20 protein-coding genes are annotated in these 24643 nt (G+C 71.7%); 12 read left to right on the top strand and 8 right to left on the bottom strand.

Features of this window, described 5'->3' with window-relative positions; translation table 11 throughout:
• The first annotated feature begins 21 nt into the window (after nucleotides 1–21).
• Nucleotides 22–450 carry a peptide-methionine (R)-S-oxide reductase MsrB gene (gene msrB, locus LWF15_RS17780; protein ID WP_232811964.1) on the top strand — a complete coding sequence of 143 codons (429 nt, stop codon included), beginning with the start codon at nucleotides 22–24 and terminating at the stop codon, nucleotides 448–450.
• A gap of 37 nt (nucleotides 451–487) precedes the next feature.
• Nucleotides 488–937, top strand: coding sequence for a GNAT family N-acetyltransferase (locus LWF15_RS17775; protein ID WP_232811963.1), 450 nt, complete (start codon nucleotides 488–490; stop codon nucleotides 935–937).
• Here LWF15_RS17775 and hemQ read toward each other — a convergent pair.
• Entirely contained in the window at nucleotides 926–1633 is a 708-nt protein-coding gene (hemQ, locus tag LWF15_RS17770) for a hydrogen peroxide-dependent heme synthase (RefSeq protein WP_232811962.1), read from the bottom strand. The genes LWF15_RS17775 and hemQ overlap by 12 nt on opposite strands.
• Complete coding sequence (gene hemG, locus LWF15_RS17765) at nucleotides 1630–3120, bottom strand: protoporphyrinogen oxidase (RefSeq protein ID WP_232811961.1); 1491 nt, start codon at nucleotides 3118–3120, stop codon at nucleotides 1630–1632. Before hemG ends, hemQ begins: the two co-directional genes overlap by 4 nt.
• 170 nt (nucleotides 3121–3290) lie before the next feature.
• Here hemG and LWF15_RS17760 point away from each other — a divergent pair, with 170 nt between their 5' ends.
• Nucleotides 3291–4196, top strand: a complete 906-nt coding sequence (locus LWF15_RS17760; protein ID WP_232811960.1) for a DUF4349 domain-containing protein — start codon at nucleotides 3291–3293, stop codon at nucleotides 4194–4196.
• A gap of 5 nt (nucleotides 4197–4201) precedes the next feature.
• Here the strand turns inward: LWF15_RS17760 and hemE are convergent, their stop codons facing one another.
• Nucleotides 4202–5290, bottom strand: a complete 1089-nt coding sequence (gene hemE, locus LWF15_RS17755) for a uroporphyrinogen decarboxylase (protein WP_232811959.1) — start codon at nucleotides 5288–5290, stop codon at nucleotides 4202–4204.
• 176 nt (nucleotides 5291–5466) lie between these two features.
• Between hemE and LWF15_RS17750 the strand changes: the two genes are divergently transcribed.
• From LWF15_RS17750 to LWF15_RS17725, 6 genes are all read left to right on the top strand, one after another.
• The gene (locus LWF15_RS17750) at nucleotides 5467–6036 is read left to right on the top strand and encodes a DUF3000 domain-containing protein (RefSeq protein ID WP_232812061.1); all 570 of its coding nucleotides are present in this window, start codon (nucleotides 5467–5469) and stop codon (nucleotides 6034–6036) included.
• A 267-nt stretch (nucleotides 6037–6303) separates the two neighbouring features.
• Entirely contained in the window at nucleotides 6304–6786 is a 483-nt protein-coding gene (locus LWF15_RS37625) for a LuxR family transcriptional regulator (RefSeq protein WP_408623505.1), read from the top strand.
• 459 nt (nucleotides 6787–7245) lie between these two features.
• Nucleotides 7246–8478 (top strand): ribonuclease D, encoded by a 1233-nt coding sequence (locus LWF15_RS17740; protein ID WP_352396616.1) that lies wholly within the window; start codon nucleotides 7246–7248, stop codon nucleotides 8476–8478.
• 206 nt (nucleotides 8479–8684) lie between these two features.
• The gene (locus LWF15_RS17735; RefSeq protein ID WP_232811957.1) at nucleotides 8685–9896 is read left to right on the top strand and encodes a thiolase family protein; all 1212 of its coding nucleotides are present in this window, start codon (nucleotides 8685–8687) and stop codon (nucleotides 9894–9896) included.
• Between the two features lie 2 nt (nucleotides 9897–9898).
• A complete protein-coding gene (locus LWF15_RS17730) occupies nucleotides 9899–12028 on the top strand; it encodes a 3-hydroxyacyl-CoA dehydrogenase NAD-binding domain-containing protein (RefSeq protein WP_232811956.1) in 2130 nt (709 codons plus the stop codon).
• 127 nt (nucleotides 12029–12155) lie between these two features.
• Nucleotides 12156–12974 carry a hypothetical protein gene (locus LWF15_RS17725; protein WP_232811955.1) on the top strand — a complete coding sequence of 273 codons (819 nt, stop codon included), beginning with the start codon at nucleotides 12156–12158 and terminating at the stop codon, nucleotides 12972–12974.
• 3 nt (nucleotides 12975–12977) lie between these two features.
• Here the strand turns inward: LWF15_RS17725 and dxs are convergent, their stop codons facing one another.
• Both dxs and LWF15_RS17715 read right to left on the bottom strand, forming a co-directional pair.
• Nucleotides 12978–14885, bottom strand: a complete 1908-nt coding sequence (gene dxs, locus LWF15_RS17720) for a 1-deoxy-D-xylulose-5-phosphate synthase (protein WP_232811954.1) — start codon at nucleotides 14883–14885, stop codon at nucleotides 12978–12980.
• A gap of 267 nt (nucleotides 14886–15152) precedes the next feature.
• Nucleotides 15153–15521, bottom strand: a complete 369-nt coding sequence (locus LWF15_RS17715) for a hypothetical protein (protein ID WP_232811953.1) — start codon at nucleotides 15519–15521, stop codon at nucleotides 15153–15155.
• Nucleotides 15522–15635: 114 nt separating this feature from the next.
• Here LWF15_RS17715 and LWF15_RS17710 point away from each other — a divergent pair, with 114 nt between their 5' ends.
• Nucleotides 15636–16445 carry a DUF3152 domain-containing protein gene (locus LWF15_RS17710; RefSeq protein ID WP_232811952.1) on the top strand — a complete coding sequence of 270 codons (810 nt, stop codon included), beginning with the start codon at nucleotides 15636–15638 and terminating at the stop codon, nucleotides 16443–16445.
• A 288-nt stretch (nucleotides 16446–16733) separates the two neighbouring features.
• Here the strand turns inward: LWF15_RS17710 and acnA are convergent, their stop codons facing one another.
• From acnA to LWF15_RS17695, 3 genes are all read right to left on the bottom strand, one after another.
• Nucleotides 16734–19517 carry an aconitate hydratase AcnA gene (gene acnA, locus LWF15_RS17705; RefSeq protein WP_285622968.1) on the bottom strand — a complete coding sequence of 928 codons (2784 nt, stop codon included), beginning with the start codon at nucleotides 19515–19517 and terminating at the stop codon, nucleotides 16734–16736.
• Between the two features lie 191 nt (nucleotides 19518–19708).
• Nucleotides 19709–21145: a class I SAM-dependent RNA methyltransferase gene (locus tag LWF15_RS17700; RefSeq protein ID WP_232811950.1), complete on the bottom strand. Its 1437-nt coding sequence runs from the start codon at nucleotides 21143–21145 to the stop codon at nucleotides 19709–19711.
• A complete protein-coding gene (locus LWF15_RS17695; RefSeq protein ID WP_232811949.1) occupies nucleotides 21138–23189 on the bottom strand; it encodes an APC family permease in 2052 nt (683 codons plus the stop codon). Before LWF15_RS17695 ends, LWF15_RS17700 begins: the two co-directional genes overlap by 8 nt.
• Nucleotides 23190–23311: 122 nt before the next feature.
• Between LWF15_RS17695 and LWF15_RS17690 the strand changes: the two genes are divergently transcribed.
• Nucleotides 23312–23980, top strand: coding sequence for a potassium channel family protein (locus LWF15_RS17690; RefSeq protein WP_352396604.1), 669 nt, complete (start codon nucleotides 23312–23314; stop codon nucleotides 23978–23980).
• Nucleotides 23980–24642 carry a potassium channel family protein gene (locus tag LWF15_RS17685; protein ID WP_232811948.1) on the top strand — a complete coding sequence of 221 codons (663 nt, stop codon included), beginning with the start codon at nucleotides 23980–23982 and terminating at the stop codon, nucleotides 24640–24642. Before LWF15_RS17690 ends, LWF15_RS17685 begins: the two co-directional genes overlap by 1 nt.
• Nucleotide 24643: the final 1 nt, after the last annotated feature.

The raw sequence follows: 24643 nt of genomic DNA, 5'->3' as shown, positions 1-24643 counted from the left end.
AGGAACCTTGTTGAGGCGGTCATGGCAACCAACAGCACCAACCGGATCTACCCGCTGCAGCTCACCGACGCCCAGTGGCGCGACAAGCTCACCGCCGAGGAGTACCACGTGCTGCGCGAGGCCGGCACCGAGCGCCCCTACACCGGTGAGTACACCGACGACCACACCGAGGGCGTCTACGCCTGCCGGGCCTGCGGCGAGGAACTGTTCCGCAGCACCGAGAAGTTCGACAGCCACTGCGGCTGGCCGTCGTTCTTCGCCCCCGCCGCCGAGGGCCGGGTGGAGTACATCGAGGACGTGTCGCTGGGTATGAAGCGGGTCGAGGTGCGCTGCGCCAACTGCGGCTCCCACCTGGGCCACGTGTTCGAGGGCGAGGGGTACGCCACCCCCACCGACCAGCGTTACTGCATCAACTCGATCAGCATCCGGCGTGAACCGCTGAGCAGCTGATTCGTCAATCGGCAGGCCCGGGTGCCAGCATCCGGGCGTGACCGAACGACGTGCACTCTGGGACGACCTCACCCCGGGCGAGGCCTACGCCCTGCTGAAGCTGCGGGTCGACGTGTTCGTGGTGGAGCAGAAGTGCCCCTACCCCGAGCTCGACGGCCGTGACGTCGAGCCGGGCACCGAACACCTGTGGCTGGCCGACGAACACGGGCCCACCGCCTACCTGCGGCTGCTCGCCGACCCGGACGGCCGGGCCCGGATCGGCCGGGTCTGCACCCGCGCCGACGCCCGGGGCCGGTCGCTGGCCGGGCGTCTGATGGAGGCCGCGCTCGCGGGCCTGGAGCCCGGGCGGGAGACGGTGCTCGACGCCCAGGCCCACCTGACCGGCTGGTACGCCCGTTACGGGTTCACCGCGAGCGGGCCGGAGTACCTCGAGGACGGCATCCCGCACGTCCCGATGCGCCGGCCCGCCGCCGGGTCACGGCAGTGAGGTGACCAGCTCGCGGATGCCCACCCGGGGACCGGTGAAGAACGGGACCTCTTCGCGCACGTGCCTGCGGGCCTCGGTGGCGCGCAGGTCACGCATCAGGTCGACGATCCGGTGCAGGTCGTCGGCCTCGAAGGCGAGCAGCCACTCGTAGTCGCCCAGGGCGAACGCGGAGACCGTGTTGGCCCGCACGTCGGCGTAGCCACGGGCCGCCTTGCCGTGCTCGACGAGCATGTCGCGGCGCTCCTGGTCGGGCAGGATGTACCAGTCGTAGCTGCGCACGAACGGGTACACGCAGATGTACTTGCGGGCCTCCTCGCCCGACATGAACGCCGGCACGTGGCCCTTGTTGAACTCGGCCGGGCGGTGCAGGCCGACGTTCGACCACACCGGGCGCAGGTACTGGCCCAGGTCGGTGCGGCGCAGGTCCTTGTAGGCGGCCTGGAGCTGGTCGACGGTGTCGGCGTGCCACCACACCATCAGGTCGGCGTCGGCGCGCATCCCGGACAGGTCGTAGATGCCGCGCAGCTCCACCCCGCGCCCGTCCAGACCGGCGACGAACGTCTCGAGCTCGGCGGCCAGGCGGCTGCGGTCGTTGGGGAGCCGGTTGGCCGCGAACACCGACCACATCGTGTACTTGATGGTGTCGTTGATGGCGTTCGCGTCGGCTGCGTGGGCCCCAGTTTCAGTCTGACTCATTCTTCGATTCTCTCCTGTCGGTCCCGAGGTCCCTCGACCCGGGTACGCATACTGGTCTGCAGGTCGTGGACGGCCCGGCCGGCGGCGGCGACACAGGCCGGGATGCCGACGCCGTCGTACACCGCCCCGCACACGGCCAGGCCGGGGGCACCGGCCACAGCCTCGCGGATCCGCTGCACCCGGTCCAGGTGACCCACCTGGTACTGCGGAAGTGCCCCGCCCCAGCGCACCACCCGGGTCTCGGCCGGGCGCACGTCGCGCCCGGTGATCTCGCGCAGGTCGGCCAGGGCGAGTTCGGTCAGGTCGGCGTCGTCGCGCTGCAGCGCCGCCTCCTCCCGGGCCCGGCCCAGCGACAACCGCACCACCAGGTGCTCGGCGGACTGCTCGTCGCTGACCCAGCGCCACTTGTTCGAGGAGAACGTGGCCGCCTTGATCTGCCACTGCTCCACCGGCGGGACGAGCAGCCCGGTACCGGTCAGGCCGGTGAGCTGTTCGCGGGGCACGGCCGCGGCGACCACGGCCACGCTCGCCGTCTCCACCTGGGCCAGCTCATGGGCGGCGACCGGCACCACGTCGGCCAGCAGCCGGGCGGCGGGGGCGGCGGGCACGGCCAGGACCACGCCGTCGGCCTCGATGAACTCGGGCCCACTGGCCGGACCGGTCTCCAGCCGCCAGCCGGTGGGGGTGCGGGTCAGCCCGCGCACGGTGACCCCGGTGCGCACTTCGGCGCCCGCCTTCTCCAGGCGTTCGGCCAGGATGAGCGGCAGGCGCCCCACTCCCCCACGGAGCCCGGCGAACACCGGTCCCGAAACGGCCGGGGTGGCCGGGGTGGTTCGGGTGGCTGGTGGCCGGGTCTCCAACAATGGACGCCCGCCACGGGCTCGCTGCCACAGTTGCGGGATGGTGGCCTGCAGGGACAAGCGGGCGGAGTTGCCCGCGTAGACGCCTCCGAGCAGGGGTTCCACCAGGCGGTCGACCACGGCCCGGCCCACCCGGGAGGCCACCCAGGACGCCACGTCCACGTCCTCGGTCAGCCGCTCGGCCGGGACGCCGCTCTCCTGGCCGGCCCGGGCCACCTCGTCCGGGTCGAGGATCCCGGCCAGCGCCGGGAGCCGGGTGCGATCGACCGGCACCCCCATCACCGTGCCCGGAGGCAGGGGGTGGAGCCCGCCCCGGGAGACGACCGCGGCCGAGGCCGCGCGGGGGTGCACCACTTCGTCGTCCAGCCCCAGCTCGGTGAGCAGCCCGACCGCCTCCGGCCGGCGGGCCAGCATCGACTCGGCCCCCAGGTCGACCGTGACGTCACCGACCGGGCCGGCCCAGAGCTTGCCGCCGACCCGCGCCGACGACTCCAGCACCAGCACCTGGGCCGCCGGTCCGTGGGCCTGCACCAGCCGCCAGGCCGCGACCAGACCGGAGATCCCGCCACCCACCACGACCAGGCGCACCGCCCGGTCGCCGGTTCGGCCGCTCGAACTGTCAGACATCTCTTCTCACACCTTGATCCTCGCGGAACTGCCCCTGGGCCCGGCCAGGGCCGAACGACCCCCGCTGACCCGCATTCCGTTACCTGATCATTACCTCGGGCCCGCAACCGGCCGCCGGGCTGCCCCGTCGAACTGCGCGGAGGACCAGACAGCATGGGGAGGGGCCGGAGATGACTGCACGGAAGAACTTACGAGGTGCCACGATCGCGCTCGCAGTGGGCCTGGCGTTCCTGGCCGGCGGGTGCAGCGCGGGTAGTGACGAGTCGTCCGGGGGTGCGAGCTCGGCGAACGTGGCGGAGGACTCGGCCGGGTTCAGTTCCGAAGGCGGGACCGCCACGGAACCGGCCAAGAAGACGACGAAGGTCGATCCGGCCGCGCTGACCGACCCGGCGGCGTCCCGGCAGATCCGCACGGCCGAGATGACGCTCCAGGTGAACGACGTGGCCGAGGCCACGGTCAAGGTCCGGGGGATCGCCTCGGCGTCGGAAGGGCTGGTGCAGAAGGAGGACAGCACCTTCGGGGCCCGGCCGGGCAAGGGCAGTTCGGTGATCACCCTGCGGGTGCCGGTCGACCGCCTGGACCCGGCGATCGAGCGGGTCGGTGAACTGGGCCGGACCCTCGACCTGCGCACCAGCAGCAAGGACGTGACCGCCCAGGTGGCCGACCTGGACAGCCGGGTGCTCAGCCAGGAGAAGTCGGTGGAGCGACTGCGCGCCCTGCTGGCCGAGGCCGACTCGGTCAGGGACGTGATCTCGATCGAGGCCGAGCTCAGCACCCGCGAGGCCGACCTGGAGTCGCTGCAGGCCCAGGCCGCCGCGGTGAAGGACAAGGCCGCCCTCTCCACCCTGGTGGTCACCCTCGACGTGCCCCGGGCCGGGGCCCCCGAGGACGACGACAGCGGGTTCCTGGCCGGCCTCTCGACCGGCTGGGACGGCCTGAAGTCGGGCACCGTGGTGGTGCTCACCGTGATCGGGGTGCTGCTGCCGATCGGCGTGGTGCTGGCCGTGATCGGGGTTCCGGCCTACTTCGGGTACCGGCGTCTGCGGCGGCCTGCCCCCGGCCCGGTGAATCCCTGAGCGGTTCAGCCCTTCCAGGCGTGAACCGTGTCGACCACGAACTTGGCCTGGTCGGGATCGGTGTCGGGCAGCACCCCGTGGCCGAGGTTGAAGATGTGGCCGGGGGCGGCGGCGCCCGCCTCGAGGGTCTGCCGCACCCGCTGTCCGAGCACCTCACGCGAGGCGAAGAGCAGGGCCGGGTCGAGGTTTCCCTGCACGGCGTGGTCGCCGCCCAGCCGGGCGGTGGCCACGTCGAGCGGCACCCGGAAGTCCACCCCGACCACGTCGGCGCCGGCCTCGGCCATGGCCGGCAGCAGCTCACCGGTCTGCACGCCGAAGTGGATCCGGGGCACGGTGGGGTCGAGTTCGCGCACTGCGTCGAGCACCGCGGCCGAGGACGGCTGGACGAACCTCCGGTAGTCGGCCAGCGGCAGGGCGCCCACCCAGGAGTCGAACAGCTGCACGGCCGAGGCCCCGGCCGCCACCTGCACCCGCAGGAAGCCCGCCGAGATCTGGGCCAGGCGCTGCAGGAGCGCTTCCCACAGCTGCGGGTCGGAGTACATCAGCGCCTTGGTGCGGGCCAGGTCGCGGCTGGGCCCGCCCTCGACCAGGTACGAGGCCAGGGTGAAGGGGGCACCGGCGAAGCCGATCAGCGGGGTGCCGCCGAGCTCGGCGGTGAGCAGGCCGACCGACTCGGCGATGTCGCTGATCATCTCCGGCTCGAGCTCGGGGATCCGGTCGAGGTCGGCCCGGGTGCGGAAGGGCTGATCGATCACCGGGCCGACGCCCGGCCTGATGTCCAGCCCGACCCCGACCGCCTTGAGCGGCACGACGATGTCGGAGAAGAAGATCGCCGCGTCGACCCCGTACCGGCGCACCGGCTGGAGGGTGATCTCGGTGACCAGCTCGGGGCGGCGGCAGCTGTCCAGCATCGCGATGCCCTCGCGCACCTTGCGGTATTCCGGCAGCGAGCGCCCGGCCTGACGCATGAACCACACCGGCGTGTGCGCCGGGCGCAGCCGACGCGCCGCGCGCAGCAGCGGTGCATCGGCGAGACGGGGGTCACGGGGGGCGACGGGAAGGGCTGCGAAGGGGGCTGCGAACTCGGTGGACACGAGCCGATCCTCTCAGGTGGTGAGCACCCCGGCGCGCATCTCGGTGCACATCCGGGCAGCGTCCGGACCGGGCTTCGTCACACCGAGTACGCGAAATGGCTGCTCTCACCCCCAGGATTGGGCGCGTCGTCCCCGATAGTGGCGATCCGTCACCGTACGCTGCGAGCGTGGCTGCCATGAGGATCTCCGACGATGCCCCCGAGGGTTTCCTCGACGTGGTCTCCCGTCTGCGCGCGGCCAAGCTGCGCCCGGAAGTGATCCTCGAGGAGGTCCCGGCACCGCAGCGGATCGCCCCGTTCGCCCTGGCCCTGTCGGCCGACGTGGTCTCGGAGGACGACGAGGACCTGGCCACCGGCCGGTTCGTCCTGCTGCACGACCCCTCCGGCCCGGAGTCCTGGGAGGGCACCTACCGGGTGGTCAGCTTCATCCGGGCGGCCCTGGAGAGCGAACTGGCCACCGACCCGCTGATGGGGCAGGTGGGCTGGGCCTGGCTGCAGGAGTCGCTGTCCGCGGCCGGTGCCGGGCACCGGGCCTCGGGCGGCACGATCACCCGGGTGGTCTCGGAGTCGTTCGGCGCCCTGGCCGGTCAGGCGCCTACGGTGGACATCGAACTGCGGGCCTCGTGGACGCCGGTGGACGACGCGGTGATCCACCTGACTGCGTGGTCGGAACTGCTGTGCACGGTCGGCGGACTGCCGCCGGTCTCGCCCGGGGTGACCGCCCTGCCCCGGCGCCGCCGCGACTGAGCCCGGCGCCGCCGCGAGTGAGCCCGGTGGGGCTGTCCACCGCCCGCACGTGTGATCTCAAGTCGACACCGCCCGGTGCCGACCCTCTTGGGGAGCAACCGACCCGGCCGCCGACACTCGTCCGGGCTACATCCCCCCTTGGAGGCTGAGGTGACCACACTCGTGGAGCGAACAGGAGTTGCGGTGCCACGGCCGGGCCGCTTCGCCGCGATGGTCGTGGTCAACAGCCCCGCCGTACGTGAGACCGTTGCTCACACGCTGCGGGCGATGGGGGCCCGGCACGTGCTGGAGATCAACACGGTGGCCGAGGCCCGGCAGCGCGCCGCCGCCGGTATCGCCGACCTGGTGGTGGCCGAGGCCGGTCTGCCCGACGGCTCGGGGATCGCCCTGGTGCGGGAACTGCGTCAGGCCGGCTGGCAGCGCGGCATGGTGGTGGCCACCAGCGACGACCCCTACAGCGTGCGGGCCGCGGTCGGTGCGGGCATCCGCTGCTACGTGGTCTCGGCGGCGGGCACCGGGATGCCCCGCCCCTCGGCCGACCGGGGTGAGGGCGTGGACTCGCTCTCGGCCCGGGAGATCCAGGTGCTGCAGCTGGTCGCCGAGGGCAAGTCGAACAAGGACATCGGGGTGGCGCTGGGGCTGTCGGCGCTGACCGTGAAGAGTCACCTGGCCCGGATCGCCCGCAAGCTCGGCACCGGTGACCGTGCGGAGATGGTCGCAACCTCACTGCGCTCCGGCGTCATCGCCTGAGCAGTCCCAGGTGACGGTCGCGTTACGTTGGGTGACCGGTCGGTAGCGCCCGCGCCGACCAAGGCCCCCGCCCGACGGGATCGGGTGATATGAAGTCCGGTGACGCCTGGACGGCACGAAGACGGGACCCGTGACCCGGGTCACGCCTTCATATCGGCCCGGCGCCGCCACGGACACAGACGTCGATCGGTGGCAGGCTGACCAGGTCCGGCCCGGTGTTCCGGGCCGTTCCGCAGACCTGTCCCGACTGCACACCGCCGCACACACAGGCCGCCTGACGGCAGCCCCCGGTCCCGCACGACCGCATCGCTCACTGCAACGTCACACAGCAGAACAAGCGACACCGGCAGGCGGCAGGCTACGGTGGGGTTTGTGTCGATTGACGAAGGGAGGAGCGATTCATTGACCCCGGACGGCGTTCCGGCAGGCCCGGCAGCCGGTGGCCCCGACAGCGAGCACGTGCTGGAGCGGCTCGACGCTCCCCGCGACGGCGTGCCCCCGGTAGTCAGCGACATCGCCACCCTTCAGCAGGTCATCGACGCCTTCGCAGCCGGCTCCGGCCCGGTCGCGGTCGACGCCGAGCGGGCCTCCGGCCACCGCTACGGCCAGCGCGCCTTCCTGGTGCAGCTGCGCCGTGAGGGCGCCGGCACCGCCCTGATCGACCCGGTGGCCCTGCCCGACCTGAGCGGGCTGAACGCGGTCATCGCCGACGTGGAGTGGGTGCTGCACGCCGCCTCGCAGGATCTGCCCTGCCTGTCCGAGGTGGGCCTGCGCCCCACCCTGATCTTCGACACCGAGCTCGGCGCCCGGCTGGCCGGCTACCCGCGGGTGGGCCTGGCCGCGATGGTCGAGGAACTGCTCGGCCTCAGCCTGGCCAAGGAGCACTCGGCGGTCGACTGGAGCACCCGGCCGCTGCCCGAGCCCTGGCTGCGTTATGCCGCGCTCGACGTGGAGGTGCTGGTCGACCTGCGCGACGCGGTGGCCGCCGAGCTCACCCGGCAGGGCAAGCTGCCCTGGGCCACGGAGGAGTTCGCGGCGGTCGCGGCCACCCCGCCCCCGGCCCCCAAGGTGGATCCGTGGCGCCGCACCTCCGGCATGCACCGGGTGCGCGACCGGCGCCGCCTGGCCGCTGTACGTGAGCTGTGGCAGACCCGCGACGCGATCGCCCGCCAGCGTGACCTCTCCCCCGGCCGCGTGCTCGGCGATGCCGCGATCATCGAGGCCGCCCTGGCGATGCCCACCACCCTGAGCGCCCTGATCGCCCTGCCCGCCTTCAACGGGCGGGGTGCCCGGCGCTACGCCCGGCAGTGGACCGAAGCGGTGTCCAAGGCCCGCGGCCTGTCCGACAGCGACCTCCCGCCCCAGCACCTGCCCAGCGAGGGCCCGCCCCCGCCGCGGGTCTGGGCCGAGCGTGACGCGGCGGCCGCCGCCCGCCTGGCCGCCTCCCGGGCGGCGATGGGTGAACTGGCCGCCGAGCTCGGCCTGCCGGTCGAGAACCTGATCTCCCCCGACACGGTGCGCCGGCTGTCCTGGTCACCGCCCGCCGAGATCACCCTCGCGACGGTCCAGGCGCGGCTGGAGTCGGCCGGCGCCCGGGCCTGGCAGATCGGTCTGATCGCCGAACCGCTGGTGCAGACTCTGCAGACCCCGGCGCCTCCTCCTGAACCCACGCCGGAGACGTCCGGGCACTGACCTGCCCCGCACTCGACGGGACCTGCGCGCCCAGGCGCGCCACCCGTCCATTGTTCGCTGTCTGCCCTTACCCCTCACAGGTAGCGTGACTGTTTCAGGTCACGGTAACGGGCCGGTTTCGCACTGGCGTTACTGGCGAGTAGCATTCAGATGACTACGCCAACGGTGGCGGCAGCTCCAGGCCGCCCGAGCAACGGGGAGGTCGCGTGCCCGGCACTTCGAGGGACGTCGTCTTCGTGGACGGTGTCCGAACCCCCTTCGGCAAAGCCGGAGACAAGGGGATGTACGCCCAGACCCGCGCCGACGACCTGGTCGTCCGGTGCATCCGGGAACTGCTCAGACGGCATCCCGAACTGCCCCCGGAGAAGGTCGACGAGGTGGCCGTGGCGGCCACCACCCAGACCGGCGACCAGGGGCTGACCATCGGGCGGACCGCCGCCCTGCTGGCCGGGCTGCCCAAGAGCGTGCCCGGCTACGCCATCGACCGGATGTGCGCCGGCGCGATGACCGCCGTCACCACCACCGCCTCGGGCATCGCCTTCGGCGCCTACGACGTGGCGATCGCCGGCGGGGTGGAGCACATGGGGCACCACCCGATGGGCGAGGGGGTCGATCCCAACCCGCGCTTCATCTCGGAGAAGATCGTCGACCCGGCCGCGCTGGTGATGGGTGAGACGGCGGAGAACCTGCACGACCGGTTCCCGCACCTGACCAAGGAACGCGCCGACGCCTACGCTGTGGCCAGCCAGGCCAAGGTGCAGGCGGCCTACGAGGCCGGGCGGATGCAGCAGGACCTGGTCCCGATGGCCACCCGCAGCACCGAGCAGGGCTGGGGCCTGGCGGTGGCCGACGAACCGCCGCGCCCGGGAACCACTCTCGAGGGCCTGGCCAACCTGAAGACGCCGTTCCGGCCGCACGGGCGGATCACCGCCGGCAACGCCGCGGGCCTGAACGACGGCGCCACCGCCTGTCTGCTGGCCGACGCCGGCACCGCCGCCGCCCTCGGCCTGCCGGTCAAGATGCGGCTGGTCGCCTACGGTTTCAAGGGCGTCGAGCCCGAGGTGATGGGCTACGGCCCGGTGCCGGCCACCGAAAGGGCGCTCGAGCTGGCCGGTCTGAGCATCGACGACATCGGCCTGTTCGAGATCAACGAGGCCTTCGCCGTGCAGGTGCTCTCGTTCCTCGACTTCTACGGCATCAAGGACGACGACCCGCGGGTCAACCCGGACGGCGGGGCGATCGCCCTCGGGCACCCGCTGGCCTCTTCCGGGGTGCGCCTGATGACCCAGCTGGCCCGGCATTTCGAGGCCCGGCCGGAGGTCCGCTACGGGCTCACCACGATGTGCATCGGGATCGGCATGGGCGGATCGGTGATCTGGGAGAACCCGCACCACCGCGACTACGGCAAGGGGGCCTGACGGTGACCGACCTTCGCGAACAGGCCGAGGCCGCGCAGCCCGACGAGGTGGTGACCCGGGCCCTGGCCCGCGACGTCGCCCTGCCCGGGGGCGCCGGCACGCTGCTGCTGATCACCCTGGACAACGGCCTCGACCACACCCGGCCCAGCACCTTCGGCCTGCGCGGGCTGCGCAGCCTGGAGGAGGCGCTCGAGGTGGCCACCACCCGGGCCACGGCGGGCGAGATCGTCGCCGTGGGCGTCACCGGCAAGCCGTTCTTCCTGGCCGCCGGGGCCGACCTGAACCTGCTCAAGGGCGAGGCCACGCGCGAGCAGGCGCTGCTGGTGGGCCGGCTCGGCCACGACGTGTTCCGCCGGCTGGGGGAACTGCCGGTACCGAGCTTCGCCTTCGTCAACGGCGCCGCGCTCGGCGGCGGCCTGGAGATCGCGCTGCACGCCACCTACCGCACGATCTCCTCCTCGGTCCCGGCGGTGGCCCTTCCGGAGTGCTTCCTCGGCCTGATCCCCGGCTGGGGCGGCACCTACCTGCTGCCCCGGCTGATCGGCCCGGCCGCGGCGTTCGAGCTGATCATCAAGAACCCGCTCAGCAACAACCGGATGCTCAACGGCCGCAAGGCCTTCGAACGCGGGATCGCCGACGCGGTCTTCGAGCCGGCCGACTTCCTGGAGCAGTCGCTGTTCTGGGCCGCGGACGTGCTGCGCGGCCAGGTCACCGTCTCCCGGCCTGCAGTCAGCGAGGTCGACGAGGCCGAAGAGGTCTGGGCCGCCGCGGCGGCCGAGGCGAAGGCGTTCGCCGACTCCAAGATCGGTGGCGCCGCCCCGGCCCCCTACCGGGCGATCGAGCTGGTCACCCAGGCCCGGACGGCCTCCCGGGACGAGGGTTTCGCGGCCGAGGACGAGGCCCTGGCCGACATGGCCGCCAGCCCGGAGCTGCGGGCCGGGCTGTACGCCTTCGACCTGGTGAACAAGCGGGCGAAGCGGCCCGCCGGGGCGCCGGACAAGTCGCTGGCCCGCAAGGTCGGCTCGGTCGGGGTGGTCGGGGCCGGGCTGATGGCCGGGCAGCTCGCCCTGCTGTTCGTGCGCCGGCTGAAGGTGCCGGTCACCCTCACCGACCTCGACCAGGAGCGCGTGGACAAGGGCGTGCAGTACGTCCACGACGAGATCGACAAGCTGCTGCTCAAGGGCCGGCTCACCGGTGACGCCGGCAACCGGCTGAAGGCGCTGGTGCGCGGCAGCACCGACAAGGCCGTCTTCGCCGACGCCGACGTGGTGATCGAGGCGGTGTTCGAGGACCTCGAGGTGAAGAAGAAGGTCCTGGCCGAGCTCGAGGCGGTGGTGCCGGAGCACTGCGTGCTGCTGACCAACACCTCGTCGCTGTCGGTCGGGGCGATGGCCGCGGACCTGACACACCCGGAGCGGGTCGCCGGGTTCCACTTCTTCAACCCGGTGGCGATCCTGCCGCTGGTCGAGGTGGTACGCGCGGAGAAGACCGACGACGCCACGCTGGCAACGGTTTTCCAGCTCGGCCGGGCCCTGGGCAAGACCTGCGTGCTGGCCGCCGACGCCCCCGCGTTCGTGGTCAACCGGCTGCTCACCCGGGTGATGGGCGAGGTGGTCAACGCGGCCGACGAGGGCAGCGACCTGCACGTGGCCGACGAGGCGCTGGCCCCGCTGGGGCTGCCGATGTCGCCGTTCCTGCTGCTGAACCTGGTCGGCCCGGCGATCGCGCTGCACGTGGCCGAGACGCTGCACGGGGCCTACCCGGACCGGTTCACGGTGTCGGAGAACCTGGGCCGGCTGGTGGCCGCGGGCAAGCCGGCGATCTGGTCGTACGACGAGACCGGCAAGCCCTACGTGGACGAGGAGACGGCCGCGCTGTTCCAGTTCGGCGACAAGGTCTCCACCGGTGAGGAGATCCGCGACCGCACGCTGGTGGCGCTCACCCAGGAGATCGGCCTGATGCTCGAGGAGGGCGTGGTCCAGGAGGCTCAGGACATCGACCTCTGCATGATCATGGGCGCCGGCTGGCCGTTCCACCTCGGCGGCATCACGCCGTACCTGGATCGTGAGGGATACAGCGAGCGGGTTCTGGGCCGCCGGTTCCTGCCGGCCGGTGAATCCACGCTTCCCTGACGGAAAGTCATCACCGAAGCGCGATTGGTGAGAGTGCACCCGGCGTCCGGGTACTGAGTGTTCACGATCAAGGCTCAGACCACGGTTTTCGGACGCTGGGTGCACTCTGCGCGCTTACGGTGGGCCCATGCCCGACGCGATCGGAAATGACGAGACCGCGCTGCGGCGATGTGTCCTAGCGGTGAGCGTTCTGCACGACATCGACTTCGTGCCCTCCGACGACGGGGTACGGCTGCCGGACGCGGAAGGCGCGCTGGTGACCTGGCCGATGATCCGCCAGGTGGTCGGCCCGGAGCCGGCCGAGAGCGCGACCGCCCGGCACCGGGTGGCGGCCCTGCTGCGGCTGCACCGACTGGTCGGCGAACTGGGCGACGAGGCCGGGTCCTGCTTCCGTGAGACGCTGCGCCTGATTGCGTTGCCGCCCGGCCACATTGACCACCTCGGGCCCGACTGGGTGGTGCAGAAGCTGCCTGGGGGCGCACTGGACCTGGGGTACGGCGTCTACGGCCTCCTGGACGAGCCGGACCGTTGTGTTTCGCTCGCACCTTCCCTGGCAGCCCGAGTAGGCGTACAGGGGCGCGAGTCCTGGGCCGCCCTGCGTGAATACACCGAGCGCATGGGCGCTCTGGCGGCGGCCCGGCTGTCGCGGGACGGGCGCGAGGGGGTCATCCGGCCCGTCGGGGGCTGCGACGTGCTGGCGTTGCTCAGCTCCCGCACCCTGCGCAAGCACCTGGCCGAGGGCGACGGCGTGGGTATGCGGGCAGTGGCCGCCCCCACCCGTCAGCGGGCCTGGTTCGACCTACGGCACATCGACCCCGGCTTCGTGCAGGCCGCCTGGCAGCTCACCGACGAGCCCGACCGCGCTCTGGACATCCCGCTGTTGGTGACGGCCGATGAGGTTGCCGTACCCCGGCACGGAGCGCGACGGGGTAGGCACGCCATCTGACTGTCAGGGACGGGGCAGATCTTCCATCGCGACCTCGGCCTGACGGGAGAAGTGCTCGACCACCTCGCGGGAGACCTCCTGCGCGGTGAGCCCGACGTGCTCCAGCACCTGGGCCCGGCTGGCGTGGTCGAGGAACTCCTGCGGGATCCCGAAACCACGGACGGCGGTGGGCACCCGAGCTGCGGACAGGGCGGACGACACGTGGCTGGCGACCCCGCCGGACACCCCGCCGTCCTCCACCACCACGACCAGCTGGTGCCGGGCGGCCAGCGCCGGCACCGCCTCGTTCACCGGCAGCACCCAGCGCGGGTCGACCACGGTGACGCCGATGCCCTGCTGGTTCAGCCGCTGGGCCACCTCCAGCCCCAGGGCCGTCATCGAGCCGACGGCCACCACCAGCACGTCCTCGTCGCCCTCGCGGTGCAGCACGTCGAGGTTGCCGACCCGCTCGAGCGCGGGGACCTCGTCGGCCACCTGGCCCTTCTGGAAGCGCAGCACGGTGGGGGCGTCCTCCACTGCCACGGCCTCGCGCAGCAGCTCGCGCAGCCGCACGGCGTCGCGCGGGGCGGCGATCCGGATGCCCGGCACCAGGCCCAGCAGCGACAGGTCCCACATGCCGTTGTGGCTGGCCCCGTCGTCGCCGGTGACCCCGGCCCGGTCGAGGACGAAGGTGACGCCCTCGCGGTGCAGCGCCACGTCCATCAGGACCTGGTCGAAGGCCCGGTTCATGAAGGTGGCGTAGACCGCGACCACCGGGTGCAGGCCGCCGTGCGCCATCCCGGCCGCGCTGGTGACCGCGTGCTGCTCGGCGATACCGACGTCGAACACCCGGTCGGGGTAGCGCTCGGCGAAGCGGTGCAGACCCACCGGGATCAGCATGGCCGCGGTGATGCCGACCACGTCCGGCCGCTCGTCGGCGATCTGGACGATCTCGTCGGCGAACACGCTGGTCCACTTGACCCCGCCGCGGCCGCTGGAGACCGGTTTGCCGGTCTCCGGGTCGATCACGCCGATCGCGTGGAACTGGTCGGCCTGGTCGTTGCGGGCCGGCGCGTAGCCGCGGCCCTTCTCGGTGATCGCGTGCACGATCACCGGGCCGCCGAACGACTTGGCCCGGCCCAGGGCGAACTCCATGGCCTCGAGGTCGTGGCCGTCGACCGGGCCCACGTACTTGAGACCCAGGTCCTCGAACAGGCCCTGGGGGGCCACGATGTCCTTGATGCCCTTCTTCATTCCGTGCAGGGTGCCGTAGGCCAGCCGGCCCGGCGTGCCCCCGCGCTGCAGCACCGACTTGCCCAGGTCGAGCGCCTTCTCGTAGCTGTCCAGCGTGCGCAGCTTGGCCAGCCGCTCGGACAGGCCGCCGATGGTGGGCGCGTAGGAGCGCTCGTTGTCGTTGACCACGATGACCAGGTTGCGTTCCTGGCCGACGGCGATGTTGTTCAGCGCCTCCCAGGCCATGCCACCGGTGAGCGCGCCGTCGCCGACGATCGCCACCACGTGCCGGTCGCCGCGGCCGGTGAGCTGGTTGGCCTTGGCCAGGCCGTCGGCCCAGGACAGCGACGAGGAGGCGTGGCTGCTCTCGACGATGTCGTGCTCGGACTCGGCCCGGGAGGGGTAGCCGGACAGGCCGCCCTGCCGCTTGAGGGCGCTGAAGTCCTGCCGGCCGGTGAGCAGCTTGTGCACGTAGCACTGGTGCCCGGTGTCGAACACGATCTGGTCGTGCGGGGACTGGAAGACCCGGTGCACGGCCATGGTCAGCTCGACCACCCCGAGGTTGGGCCCGAGGTGGCCGCCGGTGCGGGAGACCTCGCGGACCAGGAACGTGCGGATCTGCTGGGCCAGATCGTCCAGCTGCGCCGCGTCGAGCAGTCGAAGGTCGTCCGGGCCATGGATCTCCGTGAGCGCCACCATCGACTACGCATCTCCCTAGCTGCCGTGTAAAACCCGTGGACTCGGCGGACCCGATCCGGCGGATCCACCGTCCTGACCCACGATTCTAGGGTCGCTCCCGCAGCCCGCGCTGCGAACCTCCACCCGTAAGGGATTAGACACACGAAACTTTCATAATTCCTCCAGGTCTTGGGGCAGAGCATGCTCGACGGACCGTGACCCGGGAGGGACCGTGCGTGGCCGGAGTCGCCCGGCCGGAAGGTGACGAGCGCCACCCCACGCAGCCGGTCACAGCCGGGGGATGTACCGCTCCCCCCGCAGGGCCCGGGCCACGAGCTCCACACCCCGCTGGGCGGCCGCCAGCCGGGACTGCTCCTGCTGGACCGCCTCGATCATCTCTTCGAGCGCGGCAGGCGGCAGGTCACGGGACAGGTCGGTGCGGATCCGGCTGAGCCCCCGGTCCAGGGCCTGCCGCTGCGCCCCGACGTGCTGGTAGGCCAGCCAGGCCAGACCCAGGACCTGTTTCCGCAGCACCGGGTAGGCGCGGAAGTCGGCCGGGCACTGGTCGAGGAGCCAGGACGAGGCGGACTGCTCCCACTCGCGGGTGCCGGGCGGAAGGACGGCCTCGGGCCAGCCGGGCGGGAGGTGTTCGGTCACAGGAAAGAGAGTGACACCCGTCGCACCCGGGAGTGCAACCGATCCACCGGGTGATTCCGTCGTTGTCAGTGGCGTCTGATCTCATCTGGGGGTTGGCGGTTACCAGGAGAGACTGTGTTTTCAGGACGTTTGCGGGCCGGCGGGGCGCTGATCGCCGGGTCGGCGCTGCTCGGCGGATGCGGTCTTCCGCATGTGGAGGTCGTCCTGCACGACCGGGTGGAAGGAGCCGCCGCTGCCCCGGCGACCACGGCTCCTGCGGCACCTCCGGTCGGGCCGGAGACCCCGCAGACCCCGCAGGCCCCGGAGACCGTGCGGCCGGTGAAGTACCTGCACACCGGCAAGAACACCTGGGTGGTCGCGGCCGGGAAGTCGGCGGTGAGCGGGTCGGCCGGGCCGGTGCTGCGCTACCAGGTCGCGGTGGAGCGGGGCATCGACGGGATCACGGCGAAGAAGTTCGCCGGTGAGGTGGTGAAGATCCTCGGCGACGACCGCAGCTGGACCGGTCAGGGCGAGCGCCGCCTGCGGCGGGTGGGCCCCGGCCAGAGCGCCGACTTCACCGTCCGGCTGACCACCCCGGGCACCCGGGACGTGCTCTGCGGTGGGACGGGCGGGTACACCTCGTGCCGCAACGGCGACGACGTGGTGATCAACGTGGCCCGGTGGGTGCACGGGGTGCCGGACTACCCCGCCTCATTGGCCGTCTACCGCGCCTACGTGATCAACCACGAGACGGGGCACCTGCTGGGGCACGGCCACGAGCTCTGCCCGGGCCCCGGCCGCCTGGCACCGGTGATGCAGCAGCAGTCGCTCGGCATGCACGGATGCCGGGCCAACGCCTGGCCGTCGCCGAAGGGCAAGCCGCTCCACGGCAGCGCCGGGGAGTACGACGATCCCATCCCGGTCGAGCGCACCGGCCGCAACTAGGTCCTGTCCTGCGAATCGGTCGCCTACTGCGGGGCACCCGGTGGGCAGCCTGGACGCACCCGGCGGGCACCCACGTAGAACCACTACGAGGGCGCCCACCGGGCACGCCCAGGCCGTCACCGGGCACCTCCTCGCTACGGCGCCGATCCACAGGACAGGCCCTAGCCCCTCCGCGCAGAACCGCCCGCCCCTCGTTCGAGGGACGGGCGGTTCAGACCGGTCCGGACGGCTACCAGCCACCCGAGGGGGCGTCCGTGGCGTCGGTGCCCACGGACGTCTTCAATCGGTTCAGCTGACCAGCGAGCGCAGCACGTACTGCAGGATGCCGCCGTTGCGGTAGTAGTCGGCCTCACCGGGGGTGTCGATCCGGACCACGGCGTCGAACTCGACCTTGGTGCCGTCCGTCCTGGTGGCGGTGACCTTGACGGTGGCCGGGGTGGTGCCGTTGTTGAGCTCGGTGACCCCGGCGACGTCGAACGTCTCGGTGCCGTCCAGGCCCAGCGAGTCGGCGTTCTGGCCGGCCGGGAACTGCAGCGGCAGCACGCCCATCCCGATCAGGTTGGAGCGGTGGATCCGCTCGTAGCTCTCGGTGATGACCGCGCGGACGCCCAGCAGACGCGTGCCCTTGGCCGCCCAGTCGCGGCTGGAGCCCGAGCCGTACTCCTTGCCGGCCAGCACCACCAGCGGGACGCCGGCCTCGGCGTAGGCCTGGGCCGCGTCGTAGATCGTGGTCTGCTCGCCCTCGGCCAGGAAGTTCCGGGTGAAGCCGCCCTCGACGCCGTCCAGCAGCTGGTTCTTCAGCCGGATGTTGGCGAAGGTGCCGCGGATCATCACCTCGTGGTTGCCCCGCCGGGAACCGTAGGAGTTGAAGTCCTTGCGGGCCACGCCGTGCTCGGCCAGGTAGACCCCGGCCGGCGAGTCGACCTTGATCGAGCTGGCCGGGCTGATGTGGTCGGTGGTCACCGAGTCACCCAGCTTGGCCAGCACCCGGGCGCCGGAGATGTCGGTGACCGGGGTGGTCTCGATCTTCATGCCCTCGAAGTACGGGGGGCGGCGCACGTAGGTGGACTCGCTGTCCCAGGCGAAGGTGCTGCCCTCGGGGGTGTCCAGCGACTGCCAGCGCTCGTCACCGGCGAACACGTCGGCGTAGTCGCCGACGAACATGTCCTTGGTGATCGAGTCCTCGACCACCGCGGCGACCTCCTGAGCGGACGGCCAGATCTCGCGCATGAACACGTCGTTGCCGTCGGAGTCGGTGCCGATCGGGTCGTTCTCCGGGTCCCAGTCGATGGTGCCGGCCAGCGCGTAGGCGATCACCAGCGGCGGGGAGGCCAGGTAGTTCATCTTGACGTCGGGGTTGATCCGGCCCTCGAAGTTGCGGTTGCCGGAGAGCACCGACACCACGGTGAGGTCGTTCTCCTGCACCGCGGCCGAGATCTCCTCGGGCAGCGGGCCGGAGTTGCCGATGCAGGTGGTGCAGCCGTAGCCGACCAGGTGGTAGCCGAGCTTCTCCAGGTACGGCACCAGACCGGCCTTGGCGTAGTAGTCCATGACCACCTTGGAGCCCGGCGCCATCGTGGTCTTCACCCACGGCTTGACCGACAGGCCCCGCTCCACCGCGTTCTTGGCCAGCAGCGCGGCGGCCAGCATGACCGACGGGTTGGAGGTGTTGGTGCAGCTGGTGATGGCGGCGATGGTGACGTGGCCGTGGTCCAGCTCGAACTGGGTGCCGTCGGCCATGGTGACCGGAACCCGCTTGTGCGGGCGGCCGTTCGATTCGTGCGGCGCGTTCGGCTCGTCGGCCTTGCTGGAGGAGGACGCCGACGGGGAGTCGCTGGCCGGGAACGACTCGGCCACCGCCTCGTCCTGCTTGCCCCCGGACTGCCAGTCCTTCACGTAGTCGGAGATCGCCCCGCGCCAGGCGGCCTTGGCGTGGGCCAGCTCGATCCGGTCCTGCGGGCGCTTGGGGCCGGCGATGCTCGGGACCACGGTGGACAGGTCGAGCTCGAGGTACTCGGAGTACTTGGCCTCACTGGCCGGGTCGTGCCACAGGCCCTGCTCCTTGGTGTACGCCTCGACCAGGGCGACCTGCGCATCGCTGCGGCCGGTCAGGCGCAGGTAGTCGAGCGTGACCTCGTCGATCGGGAACATCGCGGCGGTGGAGCCGAACTCGGGGCTCATGTTGCCGATGGTGGCCCGGTTGGCCAGCGGCACCGCGCCGACGCCCTCACCGTAGAACTCGACGAACTTGCCCACCACGCCGTGCTTGCGCAGCATTTCGGTGATGGTGAGCACCACGTCGGTGGCGGTGACCCCGGCCGGGATCTCACCGTTGAGCTTGAAGCCGACCACCCGCGGGATGAGCATGCTGACCGGCTGGCCGAGCATCGCGGCCTCGGCCTCGATACCGCCGACGCCCCAGCCCAGGACGCCGATGCCGTTCACCATGGTGGTGTGCGAGTCGGTGCCCACGCAGGTGTCGGGGTAGGCCACACCGTCACGCTCGAAGACCACCCGGGCCAGGTGCTCGATGTTGACCTGGTGCACGATGCCGGTGCCCGGGGGCACCACCTTGAAGTCGTCGAAGGCGGTCTGGCCCCAGCGCAGGAACTGGTAGCGCTCGCCGTTGCGCTGGTACTCCAGGTCGACGTTCTTCTCGAACGCGTCCGGCCGGCCGAACACGTCGGCGATCACCGAGTGGTCGATCACCATCTCGGCCGGGGACAGCGGGTTGATCTTGTTCGGGTCGCCACCCAGCTCGGCCACGGCCTCGCGCATGGTGGCCAGGTCGACGATGCACGGCACGCCGGTGAAGTCCTGCATGATCACCCGGGCCGGGGTGAACTGGATCTCGGTGTCCGGGTTCGCACTCGGGTCCCAGCCGGCCAGCGCCCGGATGTGGCCGGCGGTGATGTTGGCGCCGTCCTCGGTCCGCAGCAGGTTCTCCAGCAGGACCTTCAGGCTGTACGGCAGCTCGGCGGCACCGGGGACGGCCGAGAGCCGGAAGATGTCGTAGCTGGCGTCTCCGGCAGCGAGTTGGCCGCGCGCGCCAAAGCTGTCGAGGCTTCTCACACTGCTCAACGAGAGCTCCTTAGATCGTCGTAGATCGTCGTCACCGAGCACCATACTAAAGTATCTCGACGTCAAGATAGTTAGCCGAACCTAAGTCGAAGCCTGCCTGCAGTTGAACAACGAGGCAGGTTGACGCGCCGTTCGGCGCAACCGCTACGAGTTCCGGACGCACTCGAGGCAGCGACGGCCTGTTATCGCCGACCGCGCGAACGCCGGGGCCAGGCGGGGCGCCGGGCGGGCTCGGACACCGTCGGGACCTCCGACGGCGAGGGCCGCTCACCGGCCGGGACCAGCACGGCCACGCACTCCACGTGGTGGGTCATCGGGAACAGGTCGAAGGCCCGCAGCTTGTCCAGCCGGTAGCCCAGCCCCTCGGCGAAGGCCAGGTCGCGGGCCAGGGCGGCCGGGTCGCAGGCCACGTAGACGACCACGCGCGGAGCCAGCGCGGTGACCTGACGCATCACGTCCTTGCCGGCGCCCGAACGGGGCGGGTCGAGCACGATCACGTCGGCCCCGCCGTCGGCCAGCGGTCCCCCCTCTGCGGCCAGGCGCGGCAGCACGCGGGAGACCGAGCCGTTCTCCACCCGCACCTGCCCCAGGTCGTGCAGGCCCCGGCGGGCGTCGGCCGAGGCCCGGGCGTCGCCCTCGACCAGCAGCACGCTGCCGGTGACGCCGACCTGCTCGGCCAGCCCGGCCGCGAACAGCCCCACACCTCCGTACAGGTCCACCGCCCGCTCCCCCGGCCGGGCCTGGGCTGCCTCCAGCACGGCGTCGAGCAGGGTCTGGGCCGCGGCCGGGTGCACCTGCCAGAAGCCCGTACCGGTGACCCGGAACGGCCGCGGCGTACCCGCCACGCTTACTTCCTCAGAGACCCAGGTACGCCCCTTGACCTGGTGCAGGCCCTCGTCGTCGCGGGTGGCCACGTTGGTCTCGGGCAGCTTGGGCAGCCGCAGCGAAGGACCCTTGCGACTGGCGACGGCCTCGGCCACCACCAGCGGCGAGCCGGTGGAGGGCTCGACCACCTCGACCGCGAGCGCCCCCGGCCAGCGGGACTGGGTGATCCCCAGCGACGCCGCCGCGGGAGAGGCGATCAGACACTCCTTCACCGCGATCACGTCGTGGGAGCGGTGCTTGCGCAACCCCGGGCGTCCTTCGGTGTCGACCGTGAACCGCACCCGGGTGCGCCAGCCCAGCCCGTCGCCCTCCGGGCCCTCCACCACGACCTCGGGCACCGGGTCGAGGTGGGCGATCCGGCGCAGCTGCTCCTTCACCACGTCGGCCTTCATCCGGCGCTGGGCGGACAGGTCGGCGTGCTGCCAGTCGCACCCGCCGCACAGCCCGGGACCGGCCACCGGGCAGGGCGCCGGGACCCGGTCGGGCGAGGCCTCGACGACCTCGACCGCGTCGGCCCGCCAGAACTTCGCGTCCGGCCCGGACTCGGTCAGCCGGGCCAGCACCACCTCACCGGGCAGCGCGTGCCGGACGAAGACCACCCGGCCCTCGTGCCGGGCCACACAGTGCCCGCCGTGCGCCACCGGGCCGACCTGCAGCTGGATCAGCTCGTCGGTGACCAGGCCAGGCCCCGAGGCGACGGACGACGGGGAGTCACTGGTCGGACTGCTAGACATTCTGTTCCTTCGTAGAGATCTCTTCGGGGCTCTCCGGCGGCACCGCACCCCGCCGCGCGTCCCCCGGGGCCGGGCGGTTCTCCTCGCCCAGCCGGTGCCGCGAGGACCGCAGCTGCCAGGGCACGCTGGCCACGATCACGCCGGACATGAAGTGCAGACCGCTCTTCAGCCGCAGCGCGCTCTGGTTGTGCAGCAACTGCTCCCACCAGCGCCCCACCACATACTCCGGCACGTAGACCACCACCAGGTCGCGGGGGCTGTCGCGGCGGATACTGCGCACGTAGTTGAGCACCGGGCGGGTGACCTCACGATACGGCGAGTCCAGGGCCCGCAGGGGCACCGGGATGTCGCGGCGGTCCCACTCCTCCTGCAGGCGCCGGGTCTCCTCGGCGTCGACGGTGACCGTGACCGCCTCCAGCACCGAGGGCCGGGAGGCCCGGGCGTAGGCGAGCGCCCGCAGCGTGGGCTTGTGCAGCTTGGACACCAGGACGATGGCGTGCACCCGGGACGGCAGGACCCGGCCTCTGCTGTCGTCCTCCTCGTCCAGCTCGGCCCGCACCTTCCGGTAGTGCCGGCGGATCGCCAGCATCAGCACGAACAGCACGGCCATGAACAGCAGGGCCAGGTAGGCGCCGCGGGTGAACTTGGTGATCAGCACGACCACCAGCACGCTGCCGGTGATGCTCAGGCCGATCGCGTTGATCACCCGGGACTGTTTCATCCTCCGCCGCGCCGCCGGGTCGGCCTCGGTGCGCAGCAGCCGGGTCCAGTGCCGCACCATGCCGGTCTGGCTGACCGTGAAGGAGATGAAGACGCCCACGATGTAGAGCTGGATCAGCCGGGTGACCTGGGCGTCGAAGGCCAGGATGAGCAGGCTCGCCCCGACCGCCAGGAGCACGATGCCGTTGCTGTAGGCCAGCCGGTCGCCGCGGGTGTGCAGCTGGCGCGGCAGCAGGTCGTCGCGGGCCAGGATCGAGCCGAGCACCGGGAAGCCGTTGAACGCGGTGTTGGCGGCCAGGATCAGGATCAGCCCGGTGGCGAAGGTGACCAGGTAGAAGGCCGGCGGGAAGCCGCCGAAGAGGGCCGAGGCGATCTGGCCGATCACCGGGTCCTGCACGTAGTCCTCGCCGACCGGCACGCCGTCGCGGGTGAGCTGCTCGGCCGGGAACTCGGCGAAGCGCACGTGCATCAGCCGGGACAGGATGATCGTGGACATCAGCATCAGCACCGCGATCGAGCCGAGCAGGGCCAGCGTGGTGGCGGCGTTGTGGCTCTTCGGCTTCTTGAACGCGGGCACCCCGTTGCTGATCGCCTCGACCCCGGTCAGCGCCGCGCAGCCGGACGAGAAGGCCCGCAGCAGCAGGAAGGCCCCGCCCAGGCCGACCAGGCCCTGCTCGAACTGCGACTCCGGGAGCAGGTCGAGCACCGCGCTCTCGGCCTGCGGCAGGTCGCCCAGGAAGTACTTGAGGAACCCCCAGGCGCTCATCCCCAGGATGGCGAACATGAAGACGTAGGTGGGCACGGCGAACGCGGAGCCCGACTCCCGCACCCCGCGCAGGTTGATCGTGGTGAGCAGGACGACCACGATCACGGCGACGAGCGCCTCGTGCCCCCGCAGGAAAGGCATGGCCGAGGCGGCGTACTGGGCCCCGGAGGAGATCGAGACGGCGACCGTGAGGACGTAGTCGACCAGCAGCGCGCTGGCCACGGTGATCCCGGCGGTCGGCCCGAGGTTGACCGTGGCCACCTCGTAGTCGCCGCCGCCGGAGGGATAGGCGTGCACGTTCTGCCGGTAGGACGCGACCACGATCAGCATGACGAAGACCACCGCCACCCCGACCCAGGGCGAGAGCGCGTACGACGTCAGGCCCGCGGCGGCCAGGGTCAGCAGGATCTCGTCCGGCGCGTAGGCCACCGAGGAGAGCGCGTCCGAGGCGAAGACCGGCAGCGCGATGCGTTTGGGCAGAAGGGTCTCGCCCAGACGTTCGCTGCGCACCGGCCGCCCCACGAGCAGCCGTTTCACGGCGCCGGGAAATGAAGGCACGGCCGGTCATCGTATTCCCGGCGGCCGGAGGGCGGTAACGGTGGACCGTGGGGCCCACCGTGGGCGAGCCACGGGTGTACCTTCAGCGGCGGACAGCAGGTCAGCTGAGAGGGCCGACGAACGTGCACTTCGTGATCATGGGATGCGGCCGCACCGGCTCCACCCTGGCCCAGATGGTCGAGGACCGCGGGCACACCGTCGCGGTGGTGGACCAGAACGCGAACGCCTTCCGCCGGCTCGGCCCGCACTTCGAGGGCCGCCGCGTGGTCGGCCCCGGTTTCGACCGGGACACCCTGACCGAGGCGGGGATCGAGGACGCCTACGCGTTCGCCGCGGTGAGCAACGGCGACAACTCCAACATCCTGGCCGCCCGGGTGGCCCGGGAGACGTTCGGCGTGAGCAACGTGGTGGCCCGGATCTACGACCCGGGCCGCGCCGAGGTCTACCAGCGCCTGGGCATCCCCACCGTCGCCACCGTGCGCTGGACGGCCGACCAGATGGCCCGCCGGCTGCTGCCCGCCGGCGCGATCTCCGAGTACCGCGACCCCTCCGGCGCGGTGATCCTGGCCGAGGTACAGGTGCACACCGGCTGGGTGGGGCGGCGGATGGCCGCCCTGGAAGCCGCTTCCGAGGCCCGGGTCGCCTTCCTCTCGCGGCTCGGCGAGGGGCTCGTGCCCGGGCCGGACACCCTCTACCAGGAGGGCGACCTGGTGCACTTCGTGCTGCGGCACGACCAGCTCACCTCGGTGGAACAGAGAATGGCCGTCCCGCCGTCGAAGGATGGGCACTGATGCGGATCGTCATCGTCGGCGCGGGCAGCGTGGGCCGCTCGATCGCGCGGGAACTGCTCACCAACGGGCACCGGGTGCTGCTGATCGACAAGGACCCGAACGCGATCCGGGTGACCAGCGTGCCGGAGGCCGAGTGGCTGCTGGCCGACGCCTGCGAGATCAGCTCGCTGGCCGACGCCGGGCTGGCCGACTGCGACGTGGTGGTCGCGGCCAGCGGCGACGACAAGGCCAACCTGGTGGTCTCGCTGCTGTCGAAGACCGAGTACGGGGTGCCCCGCACCGTGGCCCGGGTGAACACCCCGGCCAACGAGTGGATGTTCGACGAGGCCTGGGGCGTGGACGTGGCGGTGTCCACCCCGCGGCTGATGACGGCCCTGGTCGAGGAGGCCGTCTCGATCGGTGAGCTGGTCCGGATCTTCACCTTCCAGCAGGGTCAGGCCTCGATGGTGGAGCTGACCCTGCCGGCCGAGTCGCCGCTGGCCGGGACCATGGTCGGCGAGATCGCCTGGCCGGACGACACCGTGCTGGTCGGGATCATCCGGGGTGAGCGGCCGATCCCGCCCAGCCGCGACGACGCCCTCGAGGCCGGGGACGAGCTGATGTTCATCACCGTGCCGGACAGCGAGGACGCGTTGCAGGAACTGCTCAACCCCCGCGGCTGAG

The organism is Kineosporia rhizophila, from assembly GCF_021277265.1.
Lineage (GTDB): Bacteria > Actinomycetota > Actinomycetes > Actinomycetales > Kineosporiaceae > Kineosporia > Kineosporia rhizophila.
This window is presented reverse-complemented; position numbering and strand designations above follow the sequence as displayed.